Here is a 23,785-nt window from a genome sequence, read left to right as displayed (position 1 = left end):
GGTAAAGGTTCCCGATGCGGAGCACTTTTTTCTTGGCTCCCTGGTGACGTTGTGCTGGCGTCCGAGGGGGAGGCGCGGGCTTTCCCTTCGCCGAACAACGGACGCCAGCACAGTGGACGCTAGATGCCGTAGCGGCCGCGCTCGCGTTCGGCGGCTTCCGCCAATAGGCGCTCGCGAGCGGCGTCCCGGTGCTGCTGTGCTCGCGCACGGTAGCAGGCTGCGAGGGCGGGGGCGGTTGCCTCAAGACGGGCTGCGTACGCGATCATGGCGCGAGCTAGGCTCAGAAGTGTTTCGGTATCCATTGCAACCTGGTAGTGCGTCGCGAGGGGGAGAAGGTTCCCCGGACCGTGCACTTTTTCTTGTATGCAGGGCCCGTGCCAAGTGCATTGACGTCACTGTCAGTTTCGAGGGCGCATTGGATAATGCTCAAGATAATCCCCGAAACCGGTGTCGATGGTGGCTTTGGTGGGGTCACTTCCTATGCGCCAACATCGACACCCCCCTTCGCTCTCTCTTCACCACCCACTAGAATCTGTAACCGTACTTACGTAAACCTCAATTTTACAGAAACAACAAAGTAACAGCAACTAATCCACCTTGCCACTAACCCTAATCATCTTACGACGTTAGAGATAATGCCACCAGTGGATTATTAAAACTGAATATCCCTATCATTTCTGACTTTCCAGGATATTATTTCGAATATCCTGGAAAGCGCAAGGTTTACATGCGGTTAGCGCGCTTCGCCCAGTCGGTCCAGCGCTTGCATGACGTCGGTATAATACGCCCAGTAGGCGATATCGCGCAACACGTCGTTTACTGATCGGGGAATCAGTTCCGTATGCTCGTCGATCGCGCCTACATTTTCCGACAGATGGATGATGCGGTAGTGCTCGGCGGTGTAGATGGTCGCCCGTTCCGCCGCGTCGTGCACGTAAAACATCCACTTACCAGCATTAATCCACTCGGCCTTGATCTCCTCTGCTGTGTTCCTCACCTCGCGATAGTACCGCGCGATTTCCGCTTCACGCCCAAGGCGGATGGCGGCATCGTCACACTTACGGTACGGGAACTGCACTCTCTTACGCTTGTCTTTCGTCATTGCAACCTGGTAGTGCGGTTTGGGGGCGGGAAGGTTCCCCCTTCTTTTTTATTTTTTCTTGGAACCTTTCCCCCTCCAAACCGCACTACCAGGTTGCAATGAACGCCATCCACCCGCTACCGAACGTGAAGCGTGATACCAAGTCCCTAGCCCCCATCGGGCATCCCTACTACCCCTTGAGTGGTGCACAGGACTGGTCACGCGCCGGAGTCCGGGGGCACTCGCGCCCGTTGCGTGTCAACGCGGCTTCCATCGGTGCATTGGATTGCGACGACCAAACGTGCGCGTGGTGCGCTAAGAAGCTTGCGCGATTTGCGTCTATCTGGGGCGCGATGGCCGCACGCAACCACAAGTCGAACTAAGCCCTTTTCACTTTTTCTTGGAACCTTCCCACCCCCGAAACGCACTACCAAGACAAGAAAGCCGAGACACGAACCATGTTCACCATCATCATCCTTTCGTTCGCCCTGTGCACCGCCTACGCTGCTCCCTTCGCCAGCTGACCCCCACTCCTCCCCACTCCCCACTCCCCACCCAAAACTGTAAGGAAAAATACAATGCCCGATGTTCTCCATGTCCCCCCTCACACCGAAGGCTTAACCGAAGATCAGGTGGGAGATATCGGCCGGATGGGGCTGTGCGCGCTCGCCGCTGGCGATCATGTTATGACGGGGCTATGCGCACGCGCCTTGGACCCCAATATTACCGCATCACAGCGCGACTGGGCACGCGTGATGCTTCTTGCGGCTTTGGACCACCTTCGAAGCTTGTCGCCCCCCGCCCCGACCATCACCGCCAAGATCACCGCCCGCGGCCCCCGCTCGACCGTCCCCGGCAACGCGGGTGCCGTCGACGCCACCCTCTACGTCGACGGCCGGGACGTCGGCGACTGCACCCTGCTACCGCGTCAGTACGATGGGCAGCTGGACGTCTGGGGCGCGATCGACCACTGGGCCGACGACTCCCTCCGCGCGGCGCTCGACGCCGGCACGCTGTCGGCAGACGACGTGGTCGAGGCTGTGATCGCAGCCGACCGGTAGCGCTGCCCCGGCGCGCCACCCCGCCCCGTACCTCGCGAGAGGACGGGGCTTTCGAGGTGTGAGCACCGAAAAAATCAAGCTTCCCACCGCTGTCACCACTCGCGACCTCGCCCCGTCGGATGGAGCAAAGCGAATCCCGGCCGGAACCAAGGTCACGTTGTCATGGCCGAACCGGGACCAGCCGAACCGGACGCACCTCACCGCCCCCGACGGCACGGCGCTAGTATGCCCCACCCTCGCCTTGTCCCTTATCCTCAAGCCTCGGAAGTATCACCGCCCCACGGACCAATCGGTCATTACGTGGGCGATTGGAGGGGTAGCCAAGTCGGTTCTCGGGCACCGTGTCGAGCCGGACGGATGGGACCCTCAAGGCTCCCCCTCATGGTGCCTAGTGATGGGATACGTTTGACCCATCCCCCGCACCGACCCCAGGTCCGCACCCCTCTCGCAAGGGGCCGGGCCTTTTGGGGTGTGAGTATGGAAAAAATCATTCAAATCAAGGTGAAGTCCAGCGAACCGGGCGGCTATTACCATGAGGGCGTCACGGTGGATATCTTTTCCCCGTGTAAGCGAATGGCCGTGCATCGGGCCTGGGATGTTCCGGGCTGGACCGTAACGGCCATCGCCTCGGGACTGGCGTTCGGGCGATACATGAGCAGGGCGGACGCGCGCGAAGCCATGCGAAGAGCTTCCATCGTACTGCCCGATGCTGTGTTGGATGAATCTGACGTGTCACGCGCGAACAAACCAAGGCCAGCGTATGGGCGCAAACTCACCCCACGATTACGTATGGGCCCGAAAGCTCGGATTCAAGCGGACAAAGGGAGTGTAATCATGCTTACGCCAATCAAGTGGACTGTGACCTTCACTACCACTAACCTCGAACTACTCGAAGGCGGGTTTGACTTGTCCGAAATCTCAAGCATCCACGGGAGCGATGCCGCCGCGTTCGCAGCCGCCGTCGCCCGTGCCTTGGCAGGTCACCGCATCGGCGCCGTAACCTCCCGTGTTACTCATGCCCCGTCGCCCGAGGCACTGGAAAAAATCCGAACGTCAGAGTAGGCTAACTTTGGCTTACCCCGGCCCGCACCCCGCAAGGGGCCGGGCCTTTTGGGGTGTGAGTATGGAAAAAATCAAGGGATTTGTGTTGTATGACGGCCCGTCGCTACTGGACGGAGTTACCTCCATCGTCATGATTATGACGCTCGGGAGTGGGAACCGTAAGACGGGAGACATGGTCCAAACGTGGATTCTCCGCAAGGACGCTTCCCCCACGGATGCCGTCCGCGACGGTTCGGATTCCAGTATCTGCGGCGACTGCCCCCACCGTGGCCCCTTCGCTACGCGGACTTGCTACGTCACGGTATTCCAGGCCCCCCGTAGTGTGTGGGCCGCGTACCAGCGCGGGCTGTACAAGTATGCTCCGAGCGATTCCGAGGTAGCCGCAGCAACGGCAGGCCGCATGGTCCGCCTTGGAGCGTACGGCGACCCTGCCGCCGTCCCGGCGTCCGTGCTTCGCCAGGCGGTGCATGGGGCCAAGGGCTGGACGGGATACACGCACGCATGGCGGCAGGGGTTCGCCATTGCGGATTTGTGCATGGCGTCGTGCGAGACTGAAACCGACGTTGCGCAGGCTGCAGCGTTCGGGTTCCGCGCATTCGTCACCACTCCCGGCCCCCTCCCTCGCCGCCCTGGCCATATGGTATGCCCCGCCAGCGACGAGGGTGGGCACCGTCTCACGTGCGCAGAGTGCGGGGCGTGCGGCGGAGTGCGGGACAAGGGTGCGCGTGCTCACGTGCAAATCGCCCTGCACGGTCAGGGAGCGAAGCGGGCCAGCCTCCGCGTGGTCGCGTAACAGAAACGGTAATCCACCACGCAGAAAAATTGACGGGAAAAATATTCTCTTGCCTCCCCCTTGACTGGGGAGTAAGGTAACGACGGGCTTAGACCCAACTGGCGAAGCCTTCAGAAAGCCCGCCCGGCGTGGCCCCGGCCGTATACGGGGCATTAGCCGTGCCAAAGGAAAAATGCGAATGAACGAACGCCAAATCAAAAATTTCGGCGCGACCGGGTACCTTATCCTCCTACTCCAGATTCTGGGGTACAAGGAAGTCGCCCGTGCTGTGACGTGGGACGCAGTCGCGTTGGACGTGGTCTGCCGCATGCACGCATTCAACCTCGAAGATATCCCTCGCCTTGAGAGGCAAATCAACCGCAAATAACCAAGGGGGAAAAAATCATGGGAAAAATTGTAATTGAGGGGTACAAAGACATCTTCGATAACACCGTGTCATACAGCGCCGAGCTATGGACGGAAGATCGAGAGTATCTTCTCGCTGGATACGGTGAAACAGAACAGGAAGCACGAGAGAGTTTGAAGCGAAGGATGGCAACCACTGGAAAAAAGCTGCTGGAATATCATGAAACGTGCGCTGCCGTACTGCGCGAAGCGATGGAAAGGATGGAAATTTTGTAATGACCAGTGCAACGGCAAGGCTTACAAGACTTTACTCAGGCAACATCGTGGCCGATGGAATTTTCCCCGAAGAGGCGTGGATTTGCACGACCCCCGAAGTCGCGTTGCTTGCGCGCCTGACGGGGTTTTGCGAAGCTGCAATGCAGGCTACGGTGTAGAAGCTGGTTGACTGGGGCGCCATGCCGACGGGGGAGTCAGACGCATCTCGAACCGAAACCCTCCTCCCCCTTCTGCCGTACCTTGATGAAGACGGCGAGGCGGATTGGCTCAAAAATTTCGCGATGCGGATAGCGCGAGAGATCATCCCTACTTTCTTGGGACCGTTCCTACTCCCTCACGAAGTAGAGGAGTGGAAGAACCTCACCTCCCCGAAACAAGCCCTTCCCATCATTGCAGCAACCCTCGCTCGATTCGCGCTTCCGCGCCACGACTATCTATACGCTATCTTCTTTCGAGTGAAGCAAGTGATGGAAGATCTGAGTCAGGCCTCCGACACGTCTCAGCAATTGGACAATACACGGAAAAAATGATTATCAACCTAGTCACATGGCTACATAACGAAAAGGTAGTCAAGGAAATCTGCAAAATTTTGCTTGACTTCTTTGCCCACAAGATCTAAGAAAGACAGAAGGAGAGATACAAAAATGCTTCACGATTTTCAAGATGGCAATGGTCCTGTTCCCTCTCACCATCACCCAAGAGGAGGTGGGATTGTCGCGGACACCGCGTACGTTGCGGATGGCGCCTATATCGGCGAAAAAGTTTGGGTGTTTGGATATTCCTATATCGGAAGCGATTACATTAGCTGTTATGGAAATGCACGAATCTGCTCTTCCACCCTAGATTCTCACGTCACTCTCGATGAGAAAGCAAACATCACTGCCTCGCATCTTCAAAACATTATTGTAAGTGGGAAGGCCCACGTGAACAACAGCACCCTCTTCGGGACTCACAGTGATTCCATCATGATTCGTGGAGATGCGGTAATCCAGACAGTAAAGATGTGTGGAGATATTGTGTTGCATGGAGGCGTGTGGAAGCGCGCGCCGATCTTCGCACGCGGTAACTCCTATACCATGGGCGAGACCAGCGAGCATACCTTCCGCGTGGGGTGCCAAGATCACCCTTACTCAAAGTGGAAGCGTGACCTTGACAGAATCGCAGACAATCACGATGCTTCTCCGTTCGATCGGGAGATGGCTCGTGCTATGATCAAGTTCGCGATCTCGATCTGGTCGAACACGAAGGGCTGGGTGATGAAGTGACCCCGGCCCGGCGCATCCGAGCCCGCGGGTGGTGACCACCGCGCCCGCAACCCCGCCCCGCCGACGAAGGTCGCGCGGGGCTTCGGCGGTAGGAGACCACGACGATGCCCGAGCCCACCCTCCGCCCCTGCGGCTACCCGCCGACCCCCATCGAGCACACCGTCGACGCCCAGGGCTTCGTCCTCGTCGACGGCCACCGCGTCCCCCACACCGCCGCCGACAAGCACGCCAACCAGGGCGGCATCTTCATCCGCCTCGCCGCCAACGGAGACAAGGTCGTGGGCGCCTTCTGCGGCGAGCCCTTCGCCCGCGAGGTCGTCTGGACCGGCGAGCGCTACGAGACCTACGACCCCGCCGTCCACACCGACAAGCGCCCGAGCCTCCGCGTGATGCTCAACTTCTTCGTCCCCGACGAGGACGAGATGAAGGTCATCGAGGGCGGCACGGTGTGGTTCAAGGACGTGCTGAAGGTCCGCGACAAGTACGGCCTCGACAAGTGGCTCTTCGAGATCGAGCGCCACGGCGACGCCGGCGATCCGAAGACGACCTACAGCATCCTGCCCGAGGAAAAGATCGACGACGCGATGCGCGCCCGCATCGCCGAGGCCGAGCCCCACGACCTCGCCTCGATCGGCAGCGGCGACGCCTCGGCCAGCGCCGACAAGGGCGCGGCCAAGCCCAGCGCCGGCGACCACCTCCGCTGGACGCCCAGCTGCACCACGAACTGCGCCCGGTGCCACCGCCACAACGTGCCGCAGACCATGCACGTGGTCGCGCAGCTCGACGATGTCGTGCCGGGCGGCGTGCAGTACCACCGCGATCTGCCATGCGCCGCCTGTGCGGCGCGCTTTCCGATGCCTCGCCGCGACTGGCGGTGCACCGTGACCCCGGCATGGCGGAGTCGCCGCCGCGCTCGCGCTCGCTTGCAACCTCGACTGGGGCGGTGGGGTGGCCGGCCGCGACGGTTGGTGGGGGCGTCGGACGTGCCCGCCCGACCTCGACGGCCAAGTGCCGATGCGCATCACCACCCGTCCCCGACCCTCCGACGCCGCGGCGTACCTGGCCGACTGCGCGCGCCGTGGCGTCGAGCCGGGGCCGCTGCCGGCGCGTGAGTACGCCACTGGCGAGGTCGCTTGGGTCGTGGCTCCCGAGCGCGACGGGACTGTCGACTACGTGGCTGTGCGGGCCGGCGCGGCACAGTGCACGCGAGCCATACCGCGGCCGCGACGGGACTGTCGACTACGTGGCGGGCCGGCGGCAGCATCGAAGTGTCCACGCAGGAGGACCACCCGCATTGGTCTGTCTGCCCGAACTCGAGGTGCACAGCCGCCGACCTCGCGCTGCTCTCCACCCTCGTCACCGCGGCCGCGGCCGCACTGGAGACCACCGATGGCTGACGCGACTGCGATCTTTCTCGCCGGCTGGTGTGGCGGTGCAGTGTCCGCTGAGGAGGGACCGATGACGCTGTCGCGCACCGAAGAAATTCGGCAGGTGGCCTCTGAATGGGAGTTCGACAAACGCATCCCCGCACCCCGCGCAGCCAGACTGCTCAAGGAGCTGTTGCGTCGAGTTGACGAGCTAGAGCGCGGGATTGGTCAAATGCGGCTGATTGCCGGCCTCCCGCTCCCGCCTGATGTGGCCGCGAAGGTGGCCGAAGCCGACCGCCTCCGCAAGCTGTTCGACGACGCCGGAGAGGGTCAATACAACGTACTGAATCTTGTCGAGAGCTACCAGCGCAACTCGATGGAGGCGGACGAGCGCCTCCGTGTGGTTCGCAGGCTGCTCGAAGAAAACGGGTGCGATTGCCCGTGCGACCACCACGCGGACGAGCGCGGGCCCGACTGCGAAGTGTGCCTCGCGTGTCGCATCGGAGAGGCGGTCGGGAAGTGAGTTCGTGCAGAGCAACGAATGGGAAAGGGTCCCGGCTGTACCACAACGACAGATGCATCAGCGAGTCCGACGATGGAGAACACGACCATGGCTGACGCGACCAACACCGATCCCGACGGTCCTGCGATGCAGCGCCTGCTCGACGTCCGGTGCCATCTGCGCTACATCGCGAACGACCTGCACACCAGCGATCGCACCGCCATGCATATGCAGGAGGTCGCGCCTCGTACGAGGCGGCCCGCGACGCTGCCGTGGCTGAGATACAGCGTCGCATGGACCGCAGAATGGCGGTGCTGTGATGCCGTACGTCGGGAAAAGCATGGACCGAAAGCGCAATGCTCGTCGGCGCCAGCTCAGCGGAGCGCACACCGCCGTGTCGTGGAATGCCGAGTATCCGGTTGGAACCGCCGTTCGCTACTGGCCGATCTATCCGCCATCCGAAGGCTTTCCGCCTGAGGACACGACGACACGATCAGAGGCGTGGACTCTCGGAGACGGCTCCGTGGTCGTGCTCGTCTCCGGCAAAGCTGGCGGTGTTCACCTGTCGCACATCGAGGTGCTGCCGTGAGCCACAAGGACGGGCGGGTGGTGTTGTCCGCATGGGTCGAGCCGGTGTTGCGCGACTACGCGCGCGAAGCCGCAAAGGTCGCCAATCTGGAGTTCTCCAGATGGGTCGAGCGAGCCGTTCGGCAGACGATGGCCCGCGAGTCGGCGGACAGAGCGATAGCAGCCGCGAACGAACGCGGCGAATGCGGGACGTGCGGTTATGCGCCGTGCGCGTGTGACCAAGCATGAGTTCGTGCAGAGCAACGAATGCGAACGCTGGTAGCGTGCTGCGCCGCCGCGACGACGGCGACCACCTGATCGACCTCATCCGCCGCCGCAACGCGACTTGACAAGAATCAAAAATCAAGCTATGAAGACCATCAACTACCTCTCTCGAAGGAGATTGCTTCAATGACCCGACTCTCTCTACTGACCACCCTTTTTGTTTCTTCACTTACCTTCTTGGCAGGATGTCAAGAAAAGGATGACGACACTACTTCTATTCCGCTGCCGGTCCTTGATCTTGGCACGGATGAAACGACAAGTAGTGCTGCTACTTCCCCCGTCGGCCCCGGCGAGGTGCAGGCAGACCCCGAAGCCGCAGCCGGATGCACCGATGAGCAGTGCATGCTCGTAGCCGCGCATTGCGCAGCAGACGGTTGCTTCAACGATCCGATCGCACTCACTGCGTGCACTACTCCGAACTCAGTGTACTGTGGGTGTTATCACCCGCCGGATCACGAGGGAGGGTTTCGCCGCGGTCTGTTCACTGGGCCGAACTGTGATCAGTGCCCTGCCGGGTATGACCTGTTGTGCACCCCCACTAACGAAAATAACAAGACGCAGTCGAACTGTTGCGAGTGTCCCGGTAACCTGTGTGAGAACTAAGTAAGGCATGACCTCTCCGTCTGCCATCTCGAAGTATAAGCTGTGCCCGCGCAAGTGGGCGTACAGCAAAAAATTTCCCAAGATGCGGAAGACCACGCCGTCTGCTGCGTTGGGAATCGAGGTGCATGACCATAAGGAGAGGTGGATCAAGGAGAGGAAATCTCCGCCACTGAACACCCCGTCCGGTCGTCTGGCTGCTGTGGGTCTTGCCCTGACTCCTTCACCAGGGCAATGCGAAGCCGAAAAACAGATCAAGCAGACGATCGACGGGGTGTTTTGGTGGGTAAAAATCGACGTACACCACCTCGAACCCTCGTGGGGAGTGTATGACTACAAGACGACGAGTAATCTTGAATACGCGCACACACCCGCTTCGCTAGCTGAAGATTTTCAGCGAATCATTTACGTCGAAAACCTTCTCATGTACAAAGAAGTGTCGCCCGCACAGGTAGGCGACGTCCTCTCTCGCTGGATCTATCTTCCTACCTACCTCAAGCGGCCAAAGGCCCATCCAGTAGACTGGGTTGAGAAGGCATCCATCACGCATGACCGCTACGTAGATGTAGTACACCCAATCGCCCTCGAAGTCGAGAACGCAAGCCGAGAACCGGAGGATCATCCCCGCCATCTTGATGCATGCGACGAGTTTGGGGGTTGCGAGTTCCGAGAGATCTGCCACAGTAACCTCTCCACAAAAGAAAAACGACGAGCGATATTCGCTCCCTCCCACAAGGAAAAAATTGTCATGGCATCAGCCCTCATGGAAAAGATCAAGGCCCGCGCTGCTGCGAACGGCGACGGGGTAATTGAAACCACCGCAAATGAAAAGCCTCCCGCCGATGTTCCTCCTACTCCTTCTTCTCCTAGTGTGGATAGTCCCGAAGATCCTGCTAAGGACGATCCGCCGAAGCGGCGTGGCCGCCCGCCTGGCAGTAAGAACAAGCCCAAGTCGGGAGAGCAGCCGCCAGAGCAGCAGGTCTTGCCTGGGATCGAGCACGATGTTGGCCCAGAGCCCGAAATGGATTCGCCTCCTCTACCGGAACGCGAAACAGTGATTGACCTACTCGACGCCGAGTTTCAAACCGCTCGATTGGTAATGGCACAGACGATCGTTAAGCTAGCAAGTCGACCCGACCTCACGGTCAGTGATATTCGTGATCTTGCAGGTGCCCTGACTGACTTGCGCTTGTTTTGAATGGCCTCCTCACTGAAGGAAAAACTGGCTAAGCTGCGGCTAAATCCGCAGCCAGGCCGGTCGTCTCTGGCGAAGTCCCTCCTCCTCGGCGGTGTACCTCACACTCCCGAGCTGGAGAGGATCTTGCGTCTCCCGCGTCGCAGTTCTTCAGAGCCTTTTCCTCCCTCGCTTTCGTCCGAACTCTCGCACCATATCTTCGCTCCTTCCTCCCCCGAGAGAGGACTCCGTCCGGTGCAGGCGGAATCCTTTCATACGATCGACGTAATGAGGGGAATGTTGGGGATGATCGGAGTGGGCGAGGGGAAGACCCTAATCTCGCAGATCAGTCCGTTCATTCTAGATCTGTACCCGGCCTTGCTGATGGTGCCAGGGGGGCTAGTAAAAAAGACAAAAGTCGAATTCGATTGGTGGGCAGAGACGTTCCGCATTAGGATCCGCCCGCCTAGTATTCTCTCGTACCAACTTCTTTCGCATCCGAAGCACCAGCAAGACCTTCTCAAGCTCCGTCCGCGCTTGATTGTATTGGACGAAGCCCATCACGCGGCCAACCCTTTCTCGGCGCTCAGCACGCGTTTGGCGGAGTACCTTGAGGCGTTCCCTGAGACAGTGGTAATCGCCATGTCCGGCACCCTAATCGAGAGATCGCTGCTGGACATCCACCACCTACTGCAGTGGACGCTCGGCCCCGACGCATCCCCCCTTCCCCGCACTCGCGAAGAGTGCGCAGTATGGGCTCAAGCCCTCGACCACGAAGTGCCGTTCGGCAGCCGCAGAGCAAAGGGCGCACTGAAAGTTTTCGACGAAGGCGGAGGGTTCGGAGTTTACCTGCGTAACACTCTTGGCGTAGTCGTCGGAGGTAGTACAGATGTGGGGGCATCGATTCGGTACCGCGTCCTGTCGTTCGATCTGGGTGCGGACATCAAGCGTCATCTTGCAGCTGCAGACGACGGGGTTCGCCCGGATGGTGAGGTAGAGTTCGAAGCAGCCGCCCTCTCCTCACTGAAGTTCACCCTCTCCCTCGGGTTCTGGCTGCGCTGGAAAGAACCTGGACCCCCACTCTGGATGGAGAAGCGGCGACGGTGGGGACAGTTCGTCCGTTGGACGCTGGAGCAGCGCCTCCCCAATCTTGACTCGGAAGAGATGGTGCGTCAGGCGTACGGCGATTCCACGCAGGAAGGGAAAGAGTGGTTCGCGATCGAACCGTCGTTCGTTCCTGAGACCGAAGTGGTTTGGCTTGATCGTTCCATCATCCCTGCCGTCATCGAAAAGAGTAAGCTGCGTTACCCTTTGATCTGGTGTGCACATCCCGCATGCGCCTCCCTCCTCAACCCATACTTCGGGGCAGGGGGTAAAGACCTACACACCGGCCGCTCGATCCTCGACGTCACGAAGCCAGTCACGGCGGGGCTGTCGATTGAAGCCAACATTGAGGGAAAAAACCTGCAGCATCTTTGGCATGAGAATCTTTTGCTCGACATCCCGAAGAGTGCTAGTACGTTAGAGCAGCTGATCGCACGGACGCATCGCCCGGGGCAGCGGAAAGACGAAGTAGTAGTGACGTTCTACGCCCCTACTGCTGCACATCGAGAGCGGATCGCTTTCGTGAAACAACAAGCCCAGTGGCTAGAGCAGTTCAAAGGAAAGAAGCAAAAGCTTCAAATCGGCGACTGGGAAATCTAGAAAAAGGAGACAAACATCATGGGTAAGTACGCATTTGTAGCTAAGGCAGCAGCGTCTAAGGGCGCCCTCTTTTTCCTTCCGGGAGAGTATCTCGTAGAGATTGTCGCCGTGAAGGAGTATGATGGGATCAAGGGACTGAAGTTCATCGTCGAAGCTCGGGTTCTGGAGTCGAACAACCCTGCCTGTCCTGCGGATACCCGCACTCGTAGCTGGGTTGTTGACTTGAGCCGACGCGACATGGGCGGCCCCGGCGACGTGAAGGCCTTTATCTGCAACATGGAAGGCATCGCTGAAGAGGACTTCGAGGAGGAGATGGTCGACCTGGCCGTGGACCAGGAGGAAGCTCCGTTCGTTGGCCGGCAGGCGCGATTGACCGTTCGTGATCCGAAGCCTGGTAAGAAGTTCACCAAGCACATCTGGTCAACGATCTAGTAACAAGGGGCGCGACAGAGGGACGGTTCCCGAGGCGGATTGTAAACCCGCCGTGCCTGCCGCAGATTAGGTTCGACTCCTAACGCGCCCACCGGGAGTAGTGTAACGGCTAACACGCACCCCCCTAATGGGGTGAAGATGGGCGGTTCGACTCCGCCCCTCCCGACCATGCGACACGTCATTCACATCGACTGGCCCCTCAACGGCGCGTCGATCAACCGACGGTACAAGTTTCGACACATTCTGGCTGACGCGTATCGAGAGTTTCGTGACTCCCTTGCTGTCCTCACGACTGGGTGGGAGACGTTGGAGGGAGAGGTGTACGTCCACGTCGATGCAGGGTGGCCACGCGTGCACCGCAGCGGACCAGCGAAGGGCATGGCCCTAGGCGACGCGGACTCCCCGCTGAAGTGCATTTGCGACGGGCTTCAAGCGGGCGGAGTGTTCGGTAACGATGCGCAAATCGCGGGCGTAACTGGTACCAAGAGAATAGCACTTGACACCTTCATCCTCATCACTCAGGATATCGAAGAATGGCTGACATCAATCTGGATCGCCCGAACTACTACCTCGTCGATGTGGATGGACACACCGTTGAGTGCAAAGCCCTCATCCGAGCGCTTGGCCTCCCTTACTCGCTCGGTAACGTCCTCAAGTACCTCTGGCGGGCGGGCAAGAAGCCGGGGCAAGCGACGGTCGACGACCTCATCAAAGCGAAAAACTACCTCGAAGACGAGATCTCGGCCCTCCGCGGCAAGGAAGAAACCCCCTCGTCAGAAGACAAAGAAGAACCCCCCTCGCCAAAAGACAAGGAAGAAGTAACCCTTCCTGCGGGGTTCTGCTGGATGAGTGATGAAGATGGGTACTATTTAGAGGAAGAGGCGACCAAAGATCTTCTGTATTGGAGGATCTTTTCCGATTCGTGGGCCGGCAACTTGGCCTATCGAAAGCACGAAAATCTATCTGAGCTGAAGCGCCTCATTTGCAAGAAAAACGGTTGGACAGACGGACGGGAATATCGATGATCGGCATCGATACCGAAACCCACCTCGTAAGCGACGAGGCTCCGATCCCTCCGATTGTTTGTGTGTCCCTGTGGACTCCTGATCCTGGCGGGCTGGTAATCAAGCCGGAAAGAGAGTTGTTGAAGGAGCTGTTCGATTCCGGCGAGCATTTTGTCGGGCAGTTTCTTCCGTACGAGATGGCCGGGTTCGCTGAGCACTTCGACCTCATGGATGAAGTGCTTGAGGCGTACGAGGCCGACCGCCTCCACGGAGTGGAAGTGCGTGAGAAGCTGCTGGATATCGCGCATGGGCAGCATTTCTTGCTGGGCGGCTACAACCTCAAAGATCTAGTTCTTCGTCGCCTCAAGGTCGATCTGGACAAGAGTGCAGACACTTGGCGGCTGCGGTACGCAGAGCTGGAAGCAGTTCCGTTGGCCGAGTGGCCAGCCGACGCCATCGAATACGCGATGCTGGACGCGAAGTATCCGTATCTTCTATGGGAGGATCAGGAGCAGCGTCGCATCATCGAAGGGTGCGACGCATTGGAGGACGAAGGGCGTCAGATGCGCGCCCAGTTCGCTCTGTACATGATGACCCGCTGGGGGTTGCGCGTTGATCAAGACGCAGTCGACGCCTACGACCTCTCGCTGGAGGAAGCGTGGCAGGCAGCTCGTGACCGACTCCGTAAGCACGGCATAGTTCGTCCGGACGGGTCCCGCGACACCAAGAAGGCGCAGGCTTACGCAGCGCTGAAGGGGCTGACACGGAAGACGGACACGGGGAAAGGTCTTTCGCTTGACGGCGAGGCGTGCCGGGATTCGGGCGACCCGCTGCTACAAGACTACTCCGACTACACCTCGATCCAAAGCACGAGGTCCCGGTTTATCTACAAGCTGCGCACCGGTCGACTGCGATGTCGGTACGACGAGTGTATCGAGACGGGACGAACGTCTGCTTCCGACCCGCCAATCCAGCAGTGGCCTCGGGCCCCAGGACCTCGCGAGTGTATCGTACCTGATGAGGGGGATTGCCTGATCTCGGTGGACGTCGACAAGGCTGAGTGCGTCGCGTTCGCTCAGAACTGCATTGAGCTGTTCGGCTACTCCGAACTGGGGGCCACCATCAACGCAGACCTCGATCCCTACCTCCGCATCGCTTCGCAGGAGACCGGGCTCTCGTACGAGGAATGTAAGGCTCGTTACGAATCTGGAGACCAGGAAGGGTTTGACGCGAGGCAGCGCGGTAAGACCGCCGTCCTCGGGTTCATGGGAGGGATGGGCCCCGAGAAGTTCTCCCTCTTTGCCAAGAAGAGTTACAACGTCAACATTAGCGTCGAGGACGCACGCATCCTACGAGAGATCTATCGCGCCACCTACCCCGAAGTCGTGGAGTACCATGACTGGGTGTCGGATCAGCTAGGCGAGGATGGCCTTGGCTTCCTTGTGCATCCTGGGTCGAATCGTCTGCAAGGTGGGGCGTACTTCTCAGAGTTTGCGAACTCCTTGTTTCAGGGGCGCAGCGCCGACGCCATGAAGGATGCGCTTTGGAGGGTGTCACGTGCACAACTTGCTGGACATTTGCCCGGACGTCAGCTAGTACTCATGCATGACGAGTTGATCGGGAGCGCCCCCCTGGAGCATTGCGACTTCGTAGCACGTGAGACCGTGCGACACGTCATCGAGGCTCATCAGAAATGGTTCCCAGATGTGCGAGCCACATCGACTCCAGTCGCAATGATGCGATGGAGCAAGAAAGCCAAGCACGTAACAGACAAGAACGGGAAGTTGATTCCATGGGATCTGACAAAGAAATCGCCAAGCTGACCGAAGAGCACAACACCATCCTCGCGGAGTGCAAGACGCTGCCGTTGGATACCGCAGAGCAGCGTGACTTCGCAGCGACTTACCTCCTCGAACTGCGGTCCCTCCTGGACAATGCAGAAGGAATGCGGGCGGCAGTTGCCGATCCCATTTACAAGGCGTGGAAGAATGCACGCGAGCAGTACGCTCCGGTAATTACCCCGCTGCAGGAAGCGTGCACCTGGCTGAAGACCTCCCTTGAAGCTGCTACGGCGAAGGCGCTGAAGCAGGCCGAGGAAGAGCTGGAGAAGATCGCCCACGACACCGAGGCCTTGGCGAAGTTTGAGGTCCCTGACGCCGCCCCCAAGGGGATGTCCTTGCGTTCGTCGCGGGTGAAGTACCGTGTGGTGGACGAATCCCTCATCCCGCGCAAGTACCTGACAGTCAACCACGCCCTAATCCAGCGCGAAATCGGCGAAGGTGTGGAAGAAATTCCCGGTCTAGAGTTCTACCGAGACACCCAACTACAGAAGGCACGATCATGACTGACTCCCCACACTCCTCGTCCCGTCAAGGCACGATCCCAGACGTCTGCATCCTACATTTCACGGCAGGGGCCGGGACTGCACTGTCGACGGCTGAGTTCATGGAGAGGACGGGAAATAGTGCGCATTGCATCGTAGGACGTGATGGCGAACGGGAGCATCCTGTCCCGGTTGGGCGAGCAGCTTGGCACGCTGGCGACCACAATAAAGCCCGAACCTCCGGCTCGCGGCTCCCCTCGCCCGAGCAACTGCGGCAGTTGAGTTTCCGTGGTACTCCGATTCCGTTTGACCAGGTGGAGTATGCGAGTGGGGCAGTGAACCGACGCTCCTACGGGATCGAAATGGTGAACCTCGGATACTCTTTGGAGAAGAAGGAGGGCTGGTACCAAGGCAGGCATCGTAATCCCGGTTCGCGAGCGAAGTACTGGCAGCCGTACACAACCGAGCAGATGGAGGCTCTGGCAGACGAAATGCTGTACGGACTTCCTGACTCGGTCGCTTATTACTGCGGTCACGAGGACGTCACCAATCGGTATACGGTGATGCGGGTCGGAGGCAAGCTCGACCCCGGACCGGCGTTCGACTGGGGCTGGTTGAAGAGCCGCGTCTCGCATCGTCTCACGCGGCTGATTTTCGACTTTCAGTTGAAGGCTTGGCGGTTGGATGTTCCCTAACTGCCCACGCGACCGCAACACTTGCGCAGAGAGGGAGTGCCGCTACTCTCTGCTGCCTGAGGCTAAGCGCGGCCACCTCCCCGTCGTCAACTGCGCGCTAGAAGTTGCGGACGAGGGGGAACACACTTACGATCAGATCGGTGCGATCCTGCACCTCTCGCGGGAGACCGTGAGGCTAATCGCCGAAGAGGCATTGAGGAAAATCCGAAATGGGCGCCATCTCGAAGATTATGTCGATTCTGAGCTTGGTCGGGAGACCCTTCCGGCAGTGGTCCGAATGGGCCGCAGCTAACCCCGAAGCTGCTGCGATCGAGTTGGAGGGTATCGCCAACGCACGCCAATCGAAGGCCGACGAGCTGGAAAGGCGGGGCAAGGCTGCGTGGCGAGTGCGGCGGATTCGACGCACTGTTGCTTCCTTGCGCCGGCAGGCCGCTGACCTCCGTGACCGTGTGCCGGGGGTGTGTTCGGTCGTCCCAGGGAAGTATCCGACGTGACAGATCAAGAGGCATACGACAAGGCCTGCCGACTCTGGGGTCGGGGGCTTGTCCAGGTCGAGGTGCGAATCGACGCCCTCGGTCGCACTCCGACCTATTGCGTAGGCTCGTACCGCGATGAGTGGGCGTGGGACGAGAGGGGGCGAGGCGAGAGCTGGGAAGCAGCGTTCGCACAAGCTCTACAGCGCCCCTCAAGAACGAAGCATCTCTGATGTCACACCGCGATAGGTTCTGCACGATTGTTGGAGTCGAGGTCGACGGCGAAATGCTCCAGATCCAAGTAACTTGGAACGGGGGCGGCTGGGTGCCCGATCTAAGCGAGTTCCGGCGCGTTCTTCGCGAGGCTGCTGAGGCTGCGTACGAAGAGGAGTGCGGGCCGGAAGAGGATGAAGACGGATGGGCATGACTCCCCTTGACCAAGTCGCTCTGCGTTACAGCAGCGCCGTCCTAACCCTCACCCTCGCTGGCGCAGAACGCGGGACCGCGCTACAAACGGTGTACGCCTACGCGCTCGAAAGGGGATGGCTCCCTGAGCGCTTGACCGCTACCACGCTGCTTACGGATCCCCATGCCAGCACTTCCACTTTCCGTCCCCGAGGCTAAGGCACGTAACTGGCATGTAGTTCACGTCCCGCCCCACGCGCCAAACTGCGACCGTAAAGGTTGGCAGACCACCCCCTCCGAGTTGGAGGAGTTCGGGCCCGAAGACGGCATCGGAGTTGTCCTCGGGCCTTCTGGTCTCGTCGATGTGGACCTGGACTGCGCTGAAGCGGCGATCATCGCTCCCCTCCTGCTCCCTGCGACTGCGACGTTCGGCCGCGCGGGGAAGGAAGCCACGCACTGGGTCTACAACTGTGCAGGCGCCCGAAGCGGGCAGTGGGTCGACGCTGAGCTAAAGGACGCCGAGGACAAGAAACGGGCCATGATCCTCGAAATGCGAGGTGGCCCCCTGTACACACTGTTCCCGCCCTCGACGCACTGGAAGTCAGGGACCCCCGTCGAGTGGGACGATCCGAACGCCGAAATCGCTGGTATCGCAGAGAACGACCTACGCAAGGCCTGTCGTTTGGTGGCGTTCGCTGTCCTCCTCGGACGCGGGATCCCGGACGGCTCTCGCCACAACGCCGCCCTAGCTGCGGCAGGCTGTCTCGCCCTCGCCGGTTTTTCAATGGATGAGGCGATGCTCACTCTGCGGGCGGTCGGCGCTCTGTGGTGGCCGTTGCAGGCGCCCGACGGCAACGTCGATGCGGGGGTCCGAGACACTTACGCAAAGCACGCTCAGGGCCTTCCGCTGATGACCTGGCGGGGGCTCTCGGCCGCAGGGCTGTCCGATCAACGTATCGAGAGTGCGCAGAAGGCCCTCGGAACACGCGAGGGGTTGGTCGTCATCGAGGCGTCGACTAACATTGGCGAGAACGTCGACGCCATCTTGCGTCAACTCCGCGCCTCTGACGCTCCATTGTTCGACGCGGGCGGGGGTCGACTCGTGCGTGCAGTCGAGGGGCAGCTGCAAGACCTCACCGAGGCCGGTCTCCTGGAGGAGATTGGGCGTTTGTGTGTGTTTCATCGCGGAGGTAAACCTCTGACCAAGCCTCCACGCGAAGTAGTGACCGCTCTCCAAGCTCGCGGCTCATGGCCAACTTTGCGGCATCTGCGCGGAGTGAGTCACGCCCCCGTTGTACGGCCGGACGGCAGCGTCTCCGTGGCGGTGGGGTACGATGACGAGAGTCAGGTGTGGGCACGTACCTCTCTTCCTGCTACGACGGCGACGCGGGAGGGCGCGATGGAGGGGCTAGCCACCCTCGTCCTCGCTACACAAAGCACCTGGTGGAAGGACGACGAGGACCAGTTGGCGTGGATTGCGCATGTCATGACGCATGCGGCAAGATATGCGCTCCCCGCTAATGCTCCAGTCCCGGTGTGGCTCTATACCGCCAACGCCGCCGGATCTGGTAAGACCACCCTCGCACAGCGCGCTTCGTGGGTCACGCTAGGCGCGATGCCGGGCCCCACCACCATCACTCGCGGCGGGGAAGAATGGAGCAAGACTCTTTTTTCCTCGGCCGATCGCGAGGTGCTGCTGCTGGATAATCTGCGGGGGAGGGTCGAGAGCGTGGAGTTGGAGGCCGCCGTGCTTTCGGGCCAGGTCACAGCCCGCCGTTTCCACACGCAGGAAACAGTCACTCGGCCCTGGCGCCCGATTGTGGCGCTGACCGCCAACGGAGCCACCCTCGGCAGCGATCTTTCCCGTCGAGTGATTCCGGTGCGCCTAGAGCGGCCTGTGGACGCTGAGGCGTACTCCGGCGACCTCGTGCTGGATCGGGAGGCAATGCTGCGAGCGGCGTTGTCTATCGTGCGCGGGTACCTTGCTTCAGGCGAAACCGCGCATATCACGCCGTGGCAGTCCTATGACGCGTGGAATCGCGTCATTCCCGCCTCTCTCGCGTGGCTGGGCTGCGGCGATCTCGTAGCTCATGCGCAGGCCTCCATCGCCAGTGTTGACGCCGAAAGGGAAGAAAGGATGCGGGTTATCCGCGCCCTCCATGAGTTCCTGGCGGCTTCGGGCTGGCTAGAGCGGGGGGCGAGTGCGAACGAGATTTGCCAAGAGAGTATCGGAAATAGCGGGCCCGGCGACACTAAGACTAGACGCGAGCTGCAGGCCGTACTACGAGAGGTATTGGAGACACGCCGCGGAACGATGACGGTGCGGGGTGTCGGACACTACCTCGGTACTGTGGGGCTGGTCCCAGGGTACGCGAGCATCAACGGAAAAGTCAGCAGCGGCGTTCGTCGTTGGGTCGTTCGCCTGAAAGGAAATGAGTAATGAAGCGGCGCCCGCTCATCTATGCGGCTCGGCGACCCCTAGGCGAGAGGCGACCGTACTTGCGTTCGAGGTAAGCCATATCTACCTCGCACAGAGTGTAGTCGCCCCTCCGCACGTTGTTCTTCATGATCATCCCCCTCCAGTAGTGATTCAGGGGTCCGATATACTCTTCGTCGTGCAGATAAAAACTGCCGGCGATGAGGCCACGGGTAAGCCCCGATGGGGTGGGGATGACAGCTACGTCCAGGCCTTGCTGGTGCCCTGCCGTCGTCGAGGAGAGAAGGCGCTGGCACTGAGCACGAGCTGACGGGGCGCCGTTCTTGTTCTGCATCACCTTCCCCTGCGCGTTGTGGGGGAAGAAGTGCGAATAGGCAACGCCGTCAAGTTTCACGATCTCCAGAAACGGATGTACCTTGATGTCCAAATCGCGCAAGCACTGGAACGGATCAGGATACCCATCGAGGAGGTGAGGGGCGGCCTCCACAGCGCGCCGGAAACGGTTCTCGTGGTTCCCCATGCAGAAGTGGATTTCCGGCAGCCACCCCGCCTCGTACCACCGGCCCACCACCCTCTCGATACAGCGTCGTGGTGCTTCGATGTCGTGACGCAGACGCGCCCCCTCAGTCGATAGCGAGCCGCGGGGGTTGAACGTACTCAACGAGGGGAGGTCCCACCAGTCGCCTGCGAAGATCACCTTCGTCGGCCCCTTGTCGAGGGCGAAGTAGGTGAGCCAGTCGAGGTGGGCGATATCCACGCCCTTGCGAATTTGAGTGTCAGGAACGAACAGATGACGCTGCATCAAGGCACCCTTGTCCACGTTCGGAACAGTTCCCCAAACGTAGTCCAGAATGCGTCATCATGCAAACACTCGCCGCTTGGATCCTGCAGCTCCTCCTCACGCAGGAGGTGAGCCCACTCGTGCAGCAGAGCGTCCACAGCGCTCACCCGAGGCAGGCGGGAGTCGATCCAGATCACGGCGCGATCGAGGCGGCCGCCCTTGTACCAGCACCAGAACCCCCCACACCACCACGAAGGCACCGAGAATGGAGGGGAGGGAGAGTGCACGACCTTCACAGGGATAGGCGGAGGAAACAGCTGCCGTGCTTTGCGGACGAACTTCCGCCATTCCTGCTTGGTAGGCGGAGGGTAGGTCATTTTCGCGCGCTGCTCTTTCGCCCGCGCCCGCGTGTAGACCTGCGCTTCAGCGCGGCCGTCAGCTCGGCGAGGGTCTCTTCGTCACGTCGTACGTGGGCCTGGAAGTCCGCATGTAGCTGCTCCGTCGCCTTCGCGTTGCTATGCAAGGCAGCCTCGAACTTAGCTAGCCAGCCCCGTGCGAAGTATCCCAGAATCGCCAGGGCCCCCGTCGGCCCCAGATCGATGAGGGTGGAGAGGTCATGCTCGGTCATGACTTACTCCGCGGCCTTCAGCGCCCGCGCCCCTCGCCCCAGAGCGACGAGGCCGAACGCCGCTGCCGCTTCCGGGCTTACGATAACCGCAAGACTAGGAAGGGACTGCGCAGCGATTGCCCATGCGATGGCGACCGCGCCGATGATGAGGTCTCCGAACTTAGAAAGGAAGGTATTCATGATGCCACCGTGTCGATGGGGCCGCGGAGAATGACGCGGCATCCCGGATAGTTACCTGGAAGAAAGTCGCTCGCGTCGCCCACCATCGGGGACTCGAAGGGGTCTGTAGGGTCAATACTATGGTTTGGGTTATCTTCGTCGAACTCGTACTCGTGTCCGTTGCCTGGAGTCGTGACTTCAAGATCGAAGGGGTCCCAGCTAGGGTTGGCGAAGCCGGCGTCAGTGGTGTCTGCGTACGCGATAGTGATCCCGCCGTTACCGCGTACCACCCACCAGATGGTAGCCTCCGCGGTAATTGGGTACGACGTCGCTCCAGCAGAAATTGAAACCCACTCTTCCGTGAGATCTCCAGACGTTAGTCCAGCGTCCCAAACAAGAGTGGCTCCGTCCATGTCTTCCAAGATGCCGCCCGTATACACAGCGAGACGAAACTGGTCGGTGTGTTCGTTTCCGACCGCAACCTCGACTGCATCGACTTCGAAGTCTTGAACGTCAGGGACGCTAAGAGTCACGCCTACGTTAGCACCCGGGCTCAGAGCGGTCAGATCGCTCTCGAACCCGCTGTCGAAGACGAGGTCGGAGTGTGTCCCGATACGGAGAAGAACGCGATCGCCAGCCGCGTCGACTGGGCGGTAGATCAATGCGACATGAAGGTACACGGGGGATGACCCTGCTTGCGCAATGGCCGACAGGTCGACGCCGGCCGAATCACTGGCGAAAAGCGTATCCGGGTCGGGGTCGAAATCGTCGAAGATAATCATGTTCTGGTTAGTCAGGTCCACTCCATCACTCGCGACGAGGCCGGTGTATCCGGGATCCGTCGTCGCAGAGTTCGACTTGGCCAGAAGCCACAGATCAGAACCGGCGGTAATGCTGGCCATTTCAGTGGACGTCAGGAGGGCCCAGTTCCACCCAGTCGCAGACCCTGACGTCACACCTTCGCACACGAGGGTAGTGGTAGTGGACAGATCTGTATCCCCTCCAAGAAAGAGACCGAGTCGGACTTGGTCGGTATGCGCCGACAGGTAGATGCCTAGCGCAAGGGGGATTCCGTCAACGGCGGGGGCGGATAGATGGCTGCCGACGATACCGTTGAGGGGGTTGCCGCTGAACTGCGGGGTACCGAGGCGGCATCCATGCTGACGCGTAGTTACGCTCTCGTCATGCATGCCTCCGATGAGGATGCCCGCAGCGTTGAGGCCGTTGCCGCTGACTACGACGCTGGCGCCTGACCCGCTGACGTCGAACGCGCTACCTGCCATCGCAGCCCGAGTTGCTACCGCTCGCTGCGCTCCGGTGAGGTTACCGGCGTCCAGTTGAACTTCAATACCGGTCACTCCCGCCAGAGCAGCAACCCAGTCACCAGGATCGAGCCCCACGTAGCGCCCGTTCCCGTCGTCCTGCGACCACCAAATATATTCCGTAGTGTCGCCGGGTAGGAGCCAGAATTGGCCCGCTACCGTAGACCCGATCGTGCCGTTGAGAGCAGCGCGCACAGGGCGAGAGTCCCACGACGCGGGGGCCACCGTGAACGTAGCCACGTCGCCCCCGCCCGGGTCGATACCCTCGCCCGATCCGGCCGACGTAGGGCTAACCGGTGAAGGTCCGACAGGTCGCGGAGAGACGGCGGACATTAGCTAGGCCCCTGGTCGCGAATGAGGACTTCGTAGCCAGCGGTGGATGCGACGGCGTCTGCGAAGTTCGTGAGGCGGACAGTAAAGAACCCAGCACCCCGCAAGGGGAATTCATAAATGGTGTTCAACGTGGCGTCCACCTGAGTACTGGTGCGAGAGTAGTGTTCCGTCACTTCGACTCCGGTATCCGTCATTCGCCGCACGAGCTGAACCTCCACAACCTCCAGATCGAAGGTCGTCTGAGTGCCGGTGCCCGGATTCAGTTGATCGCCGCTGGAGTCTACGGCGTGCACCGTCACAGCGACCTGACCCAGGTTGTAGCGCGAGCCGCCGAAGTGAGGCGCCGATCCGAGCTGCGGCAGCTCCTTGTCGGCAGTCATCGTGCCGGGCGACGGTGCCGTCAGCTCGACTTCAAGTTGCGCGTCCGGGGGGAAGTCGAGGGTGAACGTAGTCGTGGAAAAGGTGGCAACAATGTCGAACTTCGACAGCGGTACTTCAAGGGCGTCTTCCGCCGCACCTAGTCCAGTCACGATCTGTGCGTTGGTCTCGCTCGTGCGCGTGAAGGACACGGTCGTATCCACCGGCATGTGAACACCCTTGCGGGTAGTCACGAAACCGTGAATGCGGAACGAGTAGGCGCCTGACGTGGCAGTACCGCCTACCGTCACCGTCACTCGATTAGGAGAGACACCGCTCCCGCGCCAGTCAGTA

General features: G+C 60.4%; 20 protein-coding genes and 1 pseudogene. 16 read left to right on the top strand and 5 right to left on the bottom strand.

Annotation, left to right across the window (positions count from 1 at the left end; genetic code table 11):
• Positions 1-733 precede the first annotated feature (733 nt).
• Positions 734-1,102: a hypothetical protein gene (locus IPH07_23620; GenBank protein MBK6920409.1), complete on the bottom strand. Its 369-nt coding sequence runs from the start codon at positions 1,100-1,102 to the stop codon at positions 734-736.
• 689 nt (positions 1,103-1,791) lie between these two features.
• Here IPH07_23620 and IPH07_23615 point away from each other — a divergent pair.
• The 16 genes and pseudogenes from IPH07_23615 to IPH07_23540 all read left to right on the top strand — a co-directional run bounded on the left by IPH07_23615 (position 1,792) and on the right by IPH07_23540 (position 19,854).
• Complete coding sequence (locus IPH07_23615) at positions 1,792-2,142, top strand: hypothetical protein (GenBank protein ID MBK6920408.1); 351 nt, start codon at positions 1,792-1,794, stop codon at positions 2,140-2,142.
• A 477-nt stretch (positions 2,143-2,619) separates the two neighbouring features.
• On the top strand, positions 2,620-3,204 hold the full coding sequence (locus IPH07_23610; protein ID MBK6920407.1) for a hypothetical protein: 585 nt from the start codon (positions 2,620-2,622) through the stop codon (positions 3,202-3,204).
• 2,058 nt (positions 3,205-5,262) lie between these two features.
• Positions 5,263-5,883, top strand: coding sequence for a hypothetical protein (locus IPH07_23605; protein ID MBK6920406.1), 621 nt, complete (start codon positions 5,263-5,265; stop codon positions 5,881-5,883).
• Between the two features lie 242 nt (positions 5,884-6,125).
• Positions 6,126-6,515, top strand: a pseudogene (locus tag IPH07_23600) (hypothetical protein).
• 826 nt (positions 6,516-7,341) lie between these two features.
• The gene (locus IPH07_23595) at positions 7,342-7,773 is read left to right on the top strand and encodes a hypothetical protein (GenBank protein ID MBK6920405.1); all 432 of its coding nucleotides are present in this window, start codon (positions 7,342-7,344) and stop codon (positions 7,771-7,773) included.
• A gap of 295 nt (positions 7,774-8,068) precedes the next feature.
• Positions 8,069-8,341 carry a hypothetical protein gene (locus tag IPH07_23590; GenBank protein MBK6920404.1) on the top strand — a complete coding sequence of 91 codons (273 nt, stop codon included), beginning with the start codon at positions 8,069-8,071 and terminating at the stop codon, positions 8,339-8,341.
• The gene (locus IPH07_23585; GenBank protein MBK6920403.1) at positions 8,338-8,568 is read left to right on the top strand and encodes a hypothetical protein; all 231 of its coding nucleotides are present in this window, start codon (positions 8,338-8,340) and stop codon (positions 8,566-8,568) included. Before IPH07_23590 ends, IPH07_23585 begins: the two co-directional genes overlap by 4 nt.
• A 721-nt stretch (positions 8,569-9,289) precedes the next feature.
• Positions 9,290-10,402, top strand: coding sequence for a PD-(D/E)XK nuclease family protein (locus IPH07_23580; protein MBK6920402.1), 1,113 nt, complete (start codon positions 9,290-9,292; stop codon positions 10,400-10,402).
• 231 nt (positions 10,403-10,633) lie between these two features.
• Positions 10,634-12,082 carry a hypothetical protein gene (locus IPH07_23575; protein MBK6920401.1) on the top strand — a complete coding sequence of 483 codons (1,449 nt, stop codon included), beginning with the start codon at positions 10,634-10,636 and terminating at the stop codon, positions 12,080-12,082.
• A gap of 18 nt (positions 12,083-12,100) precedes the next feature.
• Positions 12,101-12,514, top strand: a complete 414-nt coding sequence (locus IPH07_23570) for a hypothetical protein (GenBank protein MBK6920400.1) — start codon at positions 12,101-12,103, stop codon at positions 12,512-12,514.
• A gap of 533 nt (positions 12,515-13,047) precedes the next feature.
• Complete coding sequence (locus IPH07_23565; GenBank protein MBK6920399.1) at positions 13,048-13,539, top strand: DUF3310 domain-containing protein; 492 nt, start codon at positions 13,048-13,050, stop codon at positions 13,537-13,539.
• Complete coding sequence (locus IPH07_23560; GenBank protein ID MBK6920398.1) at positions 13,536-15,341, top strand: hypothetical protein; 1,806 nt, start codon at positions 13,536-13,538, stop codon at positions 15,339-15,341. Before IPH07_23565 ends, IPH07_23560 begins: the two co-directional genes overlap by 4 nt.
• Positions 15,311-15,862 carry a hypothetical protein gene (locus tag IPH07_23555; protein ID MBK6920397.1) on the top strand — a complete coding sequence of 184 codons (552 nt, stop codon included), beginning with the start codon at positions 15,311-15,313 and terminating at the stop codon, positions 15,860-15,862. Before IPH07_23560 ends, IPH07_23555 begins: the two co-directional genes overlap by 31 nt.
• Positions 15,859-16,536, top strand: a complete 678-nt coding sequence (locus tag IPH07_23550) for an N-acetylmuramoyl-L-alanine amidase (protein MBK6920396.1) — start codon at positions 15,859-15,861, stop codon at positions 16,534-16,536. Before IPH07_23555 ends, IPH07_23550 begins: the two co-directional genes overlap by 4 nt.
• Positions 16,526-16,828: a hypothetical protein gene (locus IPH07_23545; protein ID MBK6920395.1), complete on the top strand. Its 303-nt coding sequence runs from the start codon at positions 16,526-16,528 to the stop codon at positions 16,826-16,828. The genes IPH07_23550 and IPH07_23545 overlap by 11 nt, the downstream gene beginning before the upstream one ends.
• Positions 16,829-17,598: 770 nt before the next feature.
• Complete coding sequence (locus IPH07_23540) at positions 17,599-19,854, top strand: bifunctional DNA primase/polymerase (protein MBK6920394.1); 2,256 nt, start codon at positions 17,599-17,601, stop codon at positions 19,852-19,854.
• A 19-nt stretch (positions 19,855-19,873) separates the two neighbouring features.
• On the opposite strand, the gene IPH07_23535 is transcribed toward IPH07_23540, so the two are convergent.
• The 4 genes from IPH07_23535 to IPH07_23520 all read right to left on the bottom strand — a co-directional run bounded on the left by IPH07_23535 (position 19,874) and on the right by IPH07_23520 (position 23,742).
• Positions 19,874-20,671, bottom strand: coding sequence for a hypothetical protein (locus IPH07_23535; protein ID MBK6920393.1), 798 nt, complete (start codon positions 20,669-20,671; stop codon positions 19,874-19,876).
• A 334-nt stretch (positions 20,672-21,005) separates the two neighbouring features.
• Complete coding sequence (locus IPH07_23530) at positions 21,006-21,260, bottom strand: hypothetical protein (GenBank protein ID MBK6920392.1); 255 nt, start codon at positions 21,258-21,260, stop codon at positions 21,006-21,008.
• A gap of 176 nt (positions 21,261-21,436) precedes the next feature.
• A complete protein-coding gene (locus tag IPH07_23525) occupies positions 21,437-22,321 on the bottom strand; it encodes a hypothetical protein (protein ID MBK6920391.1) in 885 nt (294 codons plus the stop codon).
• 752 nt (positions 22,322-23,073) lie between these two features.
• A complete protein-coding gene (locus IPH07_23520; protein ID MBK6920390.1) occupies positions 23,074-23,742 on the bottom strand; it encodes a hypothetical protein in 669 nt (222 codons plus the stop codon).
• Positions 23,743-23,785 lie beyond the last annotated feature (43 nt).

It is taken from the genome of Deltaproteobacteria bacterium, assembly GCA_016709225.1.
In the GTDB taxonomy this organism is placed as follows: Bacteria; Myxococcota_A; Polyangia; order Nannocystales; family Nannocystaceae; genus Xiheibacterium; species Xiheibacterium phototrophicum.
This window is presented reverse-complemented; position numbering and strand designations above follow the sequence as displayed.

Excerpts from the sequence above, each read along its gene's own strand:
- IPH07_23555 (MBK6920397.1), top strand. The coding sequence starts at position 15,311 with ATGGGATCTGACAAAGAAATCGCCAAGCTGACCGAAGAGCACAACACC.
- IPH07_23570 (MBK6920400.1), top strand. The coding sequence starts at position 12,101 with ATGGGTAAGTACGCATTTGTAGCTAAGGCAGCAGCGTCTAAGGGCGCC.
- IPH07_23565 (MBK6920399.1), top strand. The coding sequence starts at position 13,048 with ATGGCTGACATCAATCTGGATCGCCCGAACTACTACCTCGTCGATGTG.
- IPH07_23545 (MBK6920395.1), top strand. The coding sequence starts at position 16,526 with ATGTTCCCTAACTGCCCACGCGACCGCAACACTTGCGCAGAGAGGGAG.
- IPH07_23550 (MBK6920396.1), top strand. The coding sequence starts at position 15,859 with ATGACTGACTCCCCACACTCCTCGTCCCGTCAAGGCACGATCCCAGAC.
- IPH07_23610 (MBK6920407.1), top strand. The coding sequence starts at position 2,620 with ATGGAAAAAATCATTCAAATCAAGGTGAAGTCCAGCGAACCGGGCGGC.
- IPH07_23580 (MBK6920402.1), top strand. The coding sequence starts at position 9,290 with ATGCGGAAGACCACGCCGTCTGCTGCGTTGGGAATCGAGGTGCATGAC.
- IPH07_23560 (MBK6920398.1), top strand. The coding sequence starts at position 13,536 with ATGATCGGCATCGATACCGAAACCCACCTCGTAAGCGACGAGGCTCCG.
- IPH07_23620 (MBK6920409.1), bottom strand. The coding sequence starts at position 1,102 with ATGACGAAAGACAAGCGTAAGAGAGTGCAGTTCCCGTACCGTAAGTGT.
- IPH07_23525 (MBK6920391.1), bottom strand. The coding sequence starts at position 22,321 with ATGGCCAGCATTACCGCCGGTTCTGATCTGTGGCTTCTGGCCAAGTCG.
- IPH07_23595 (MBK6920405.1), top strand. The coding sequence starts at position 7,342 with ATGACGCTGTCGCGCACCGAAGAAATTCGGCAGGTGGCCTCTGAATGG.
- IPH07_23540 (MBK6920394.1), top strand. The coding sequence starts at position 17,599 with ATGCCAGCACTTCCACTTTCCGTCCCCGAGGCTAAGGCACGTAACTGG.
- IPH07_23530 (MBK6920392.1), bottom strand. The coding sequence starts at position 21,260 with ATGACCGAGCATGACCTCTCCACCCTCATCGATCTGGGGCCGACGGGG.
- IPH07_23605 (MBK6920406.1), top strand. The coding sequence starts at position 5,263 with ATGCTTCACGATTTTCAAGATGGCAATGGTCCTGTTCCCTCTCACCAT.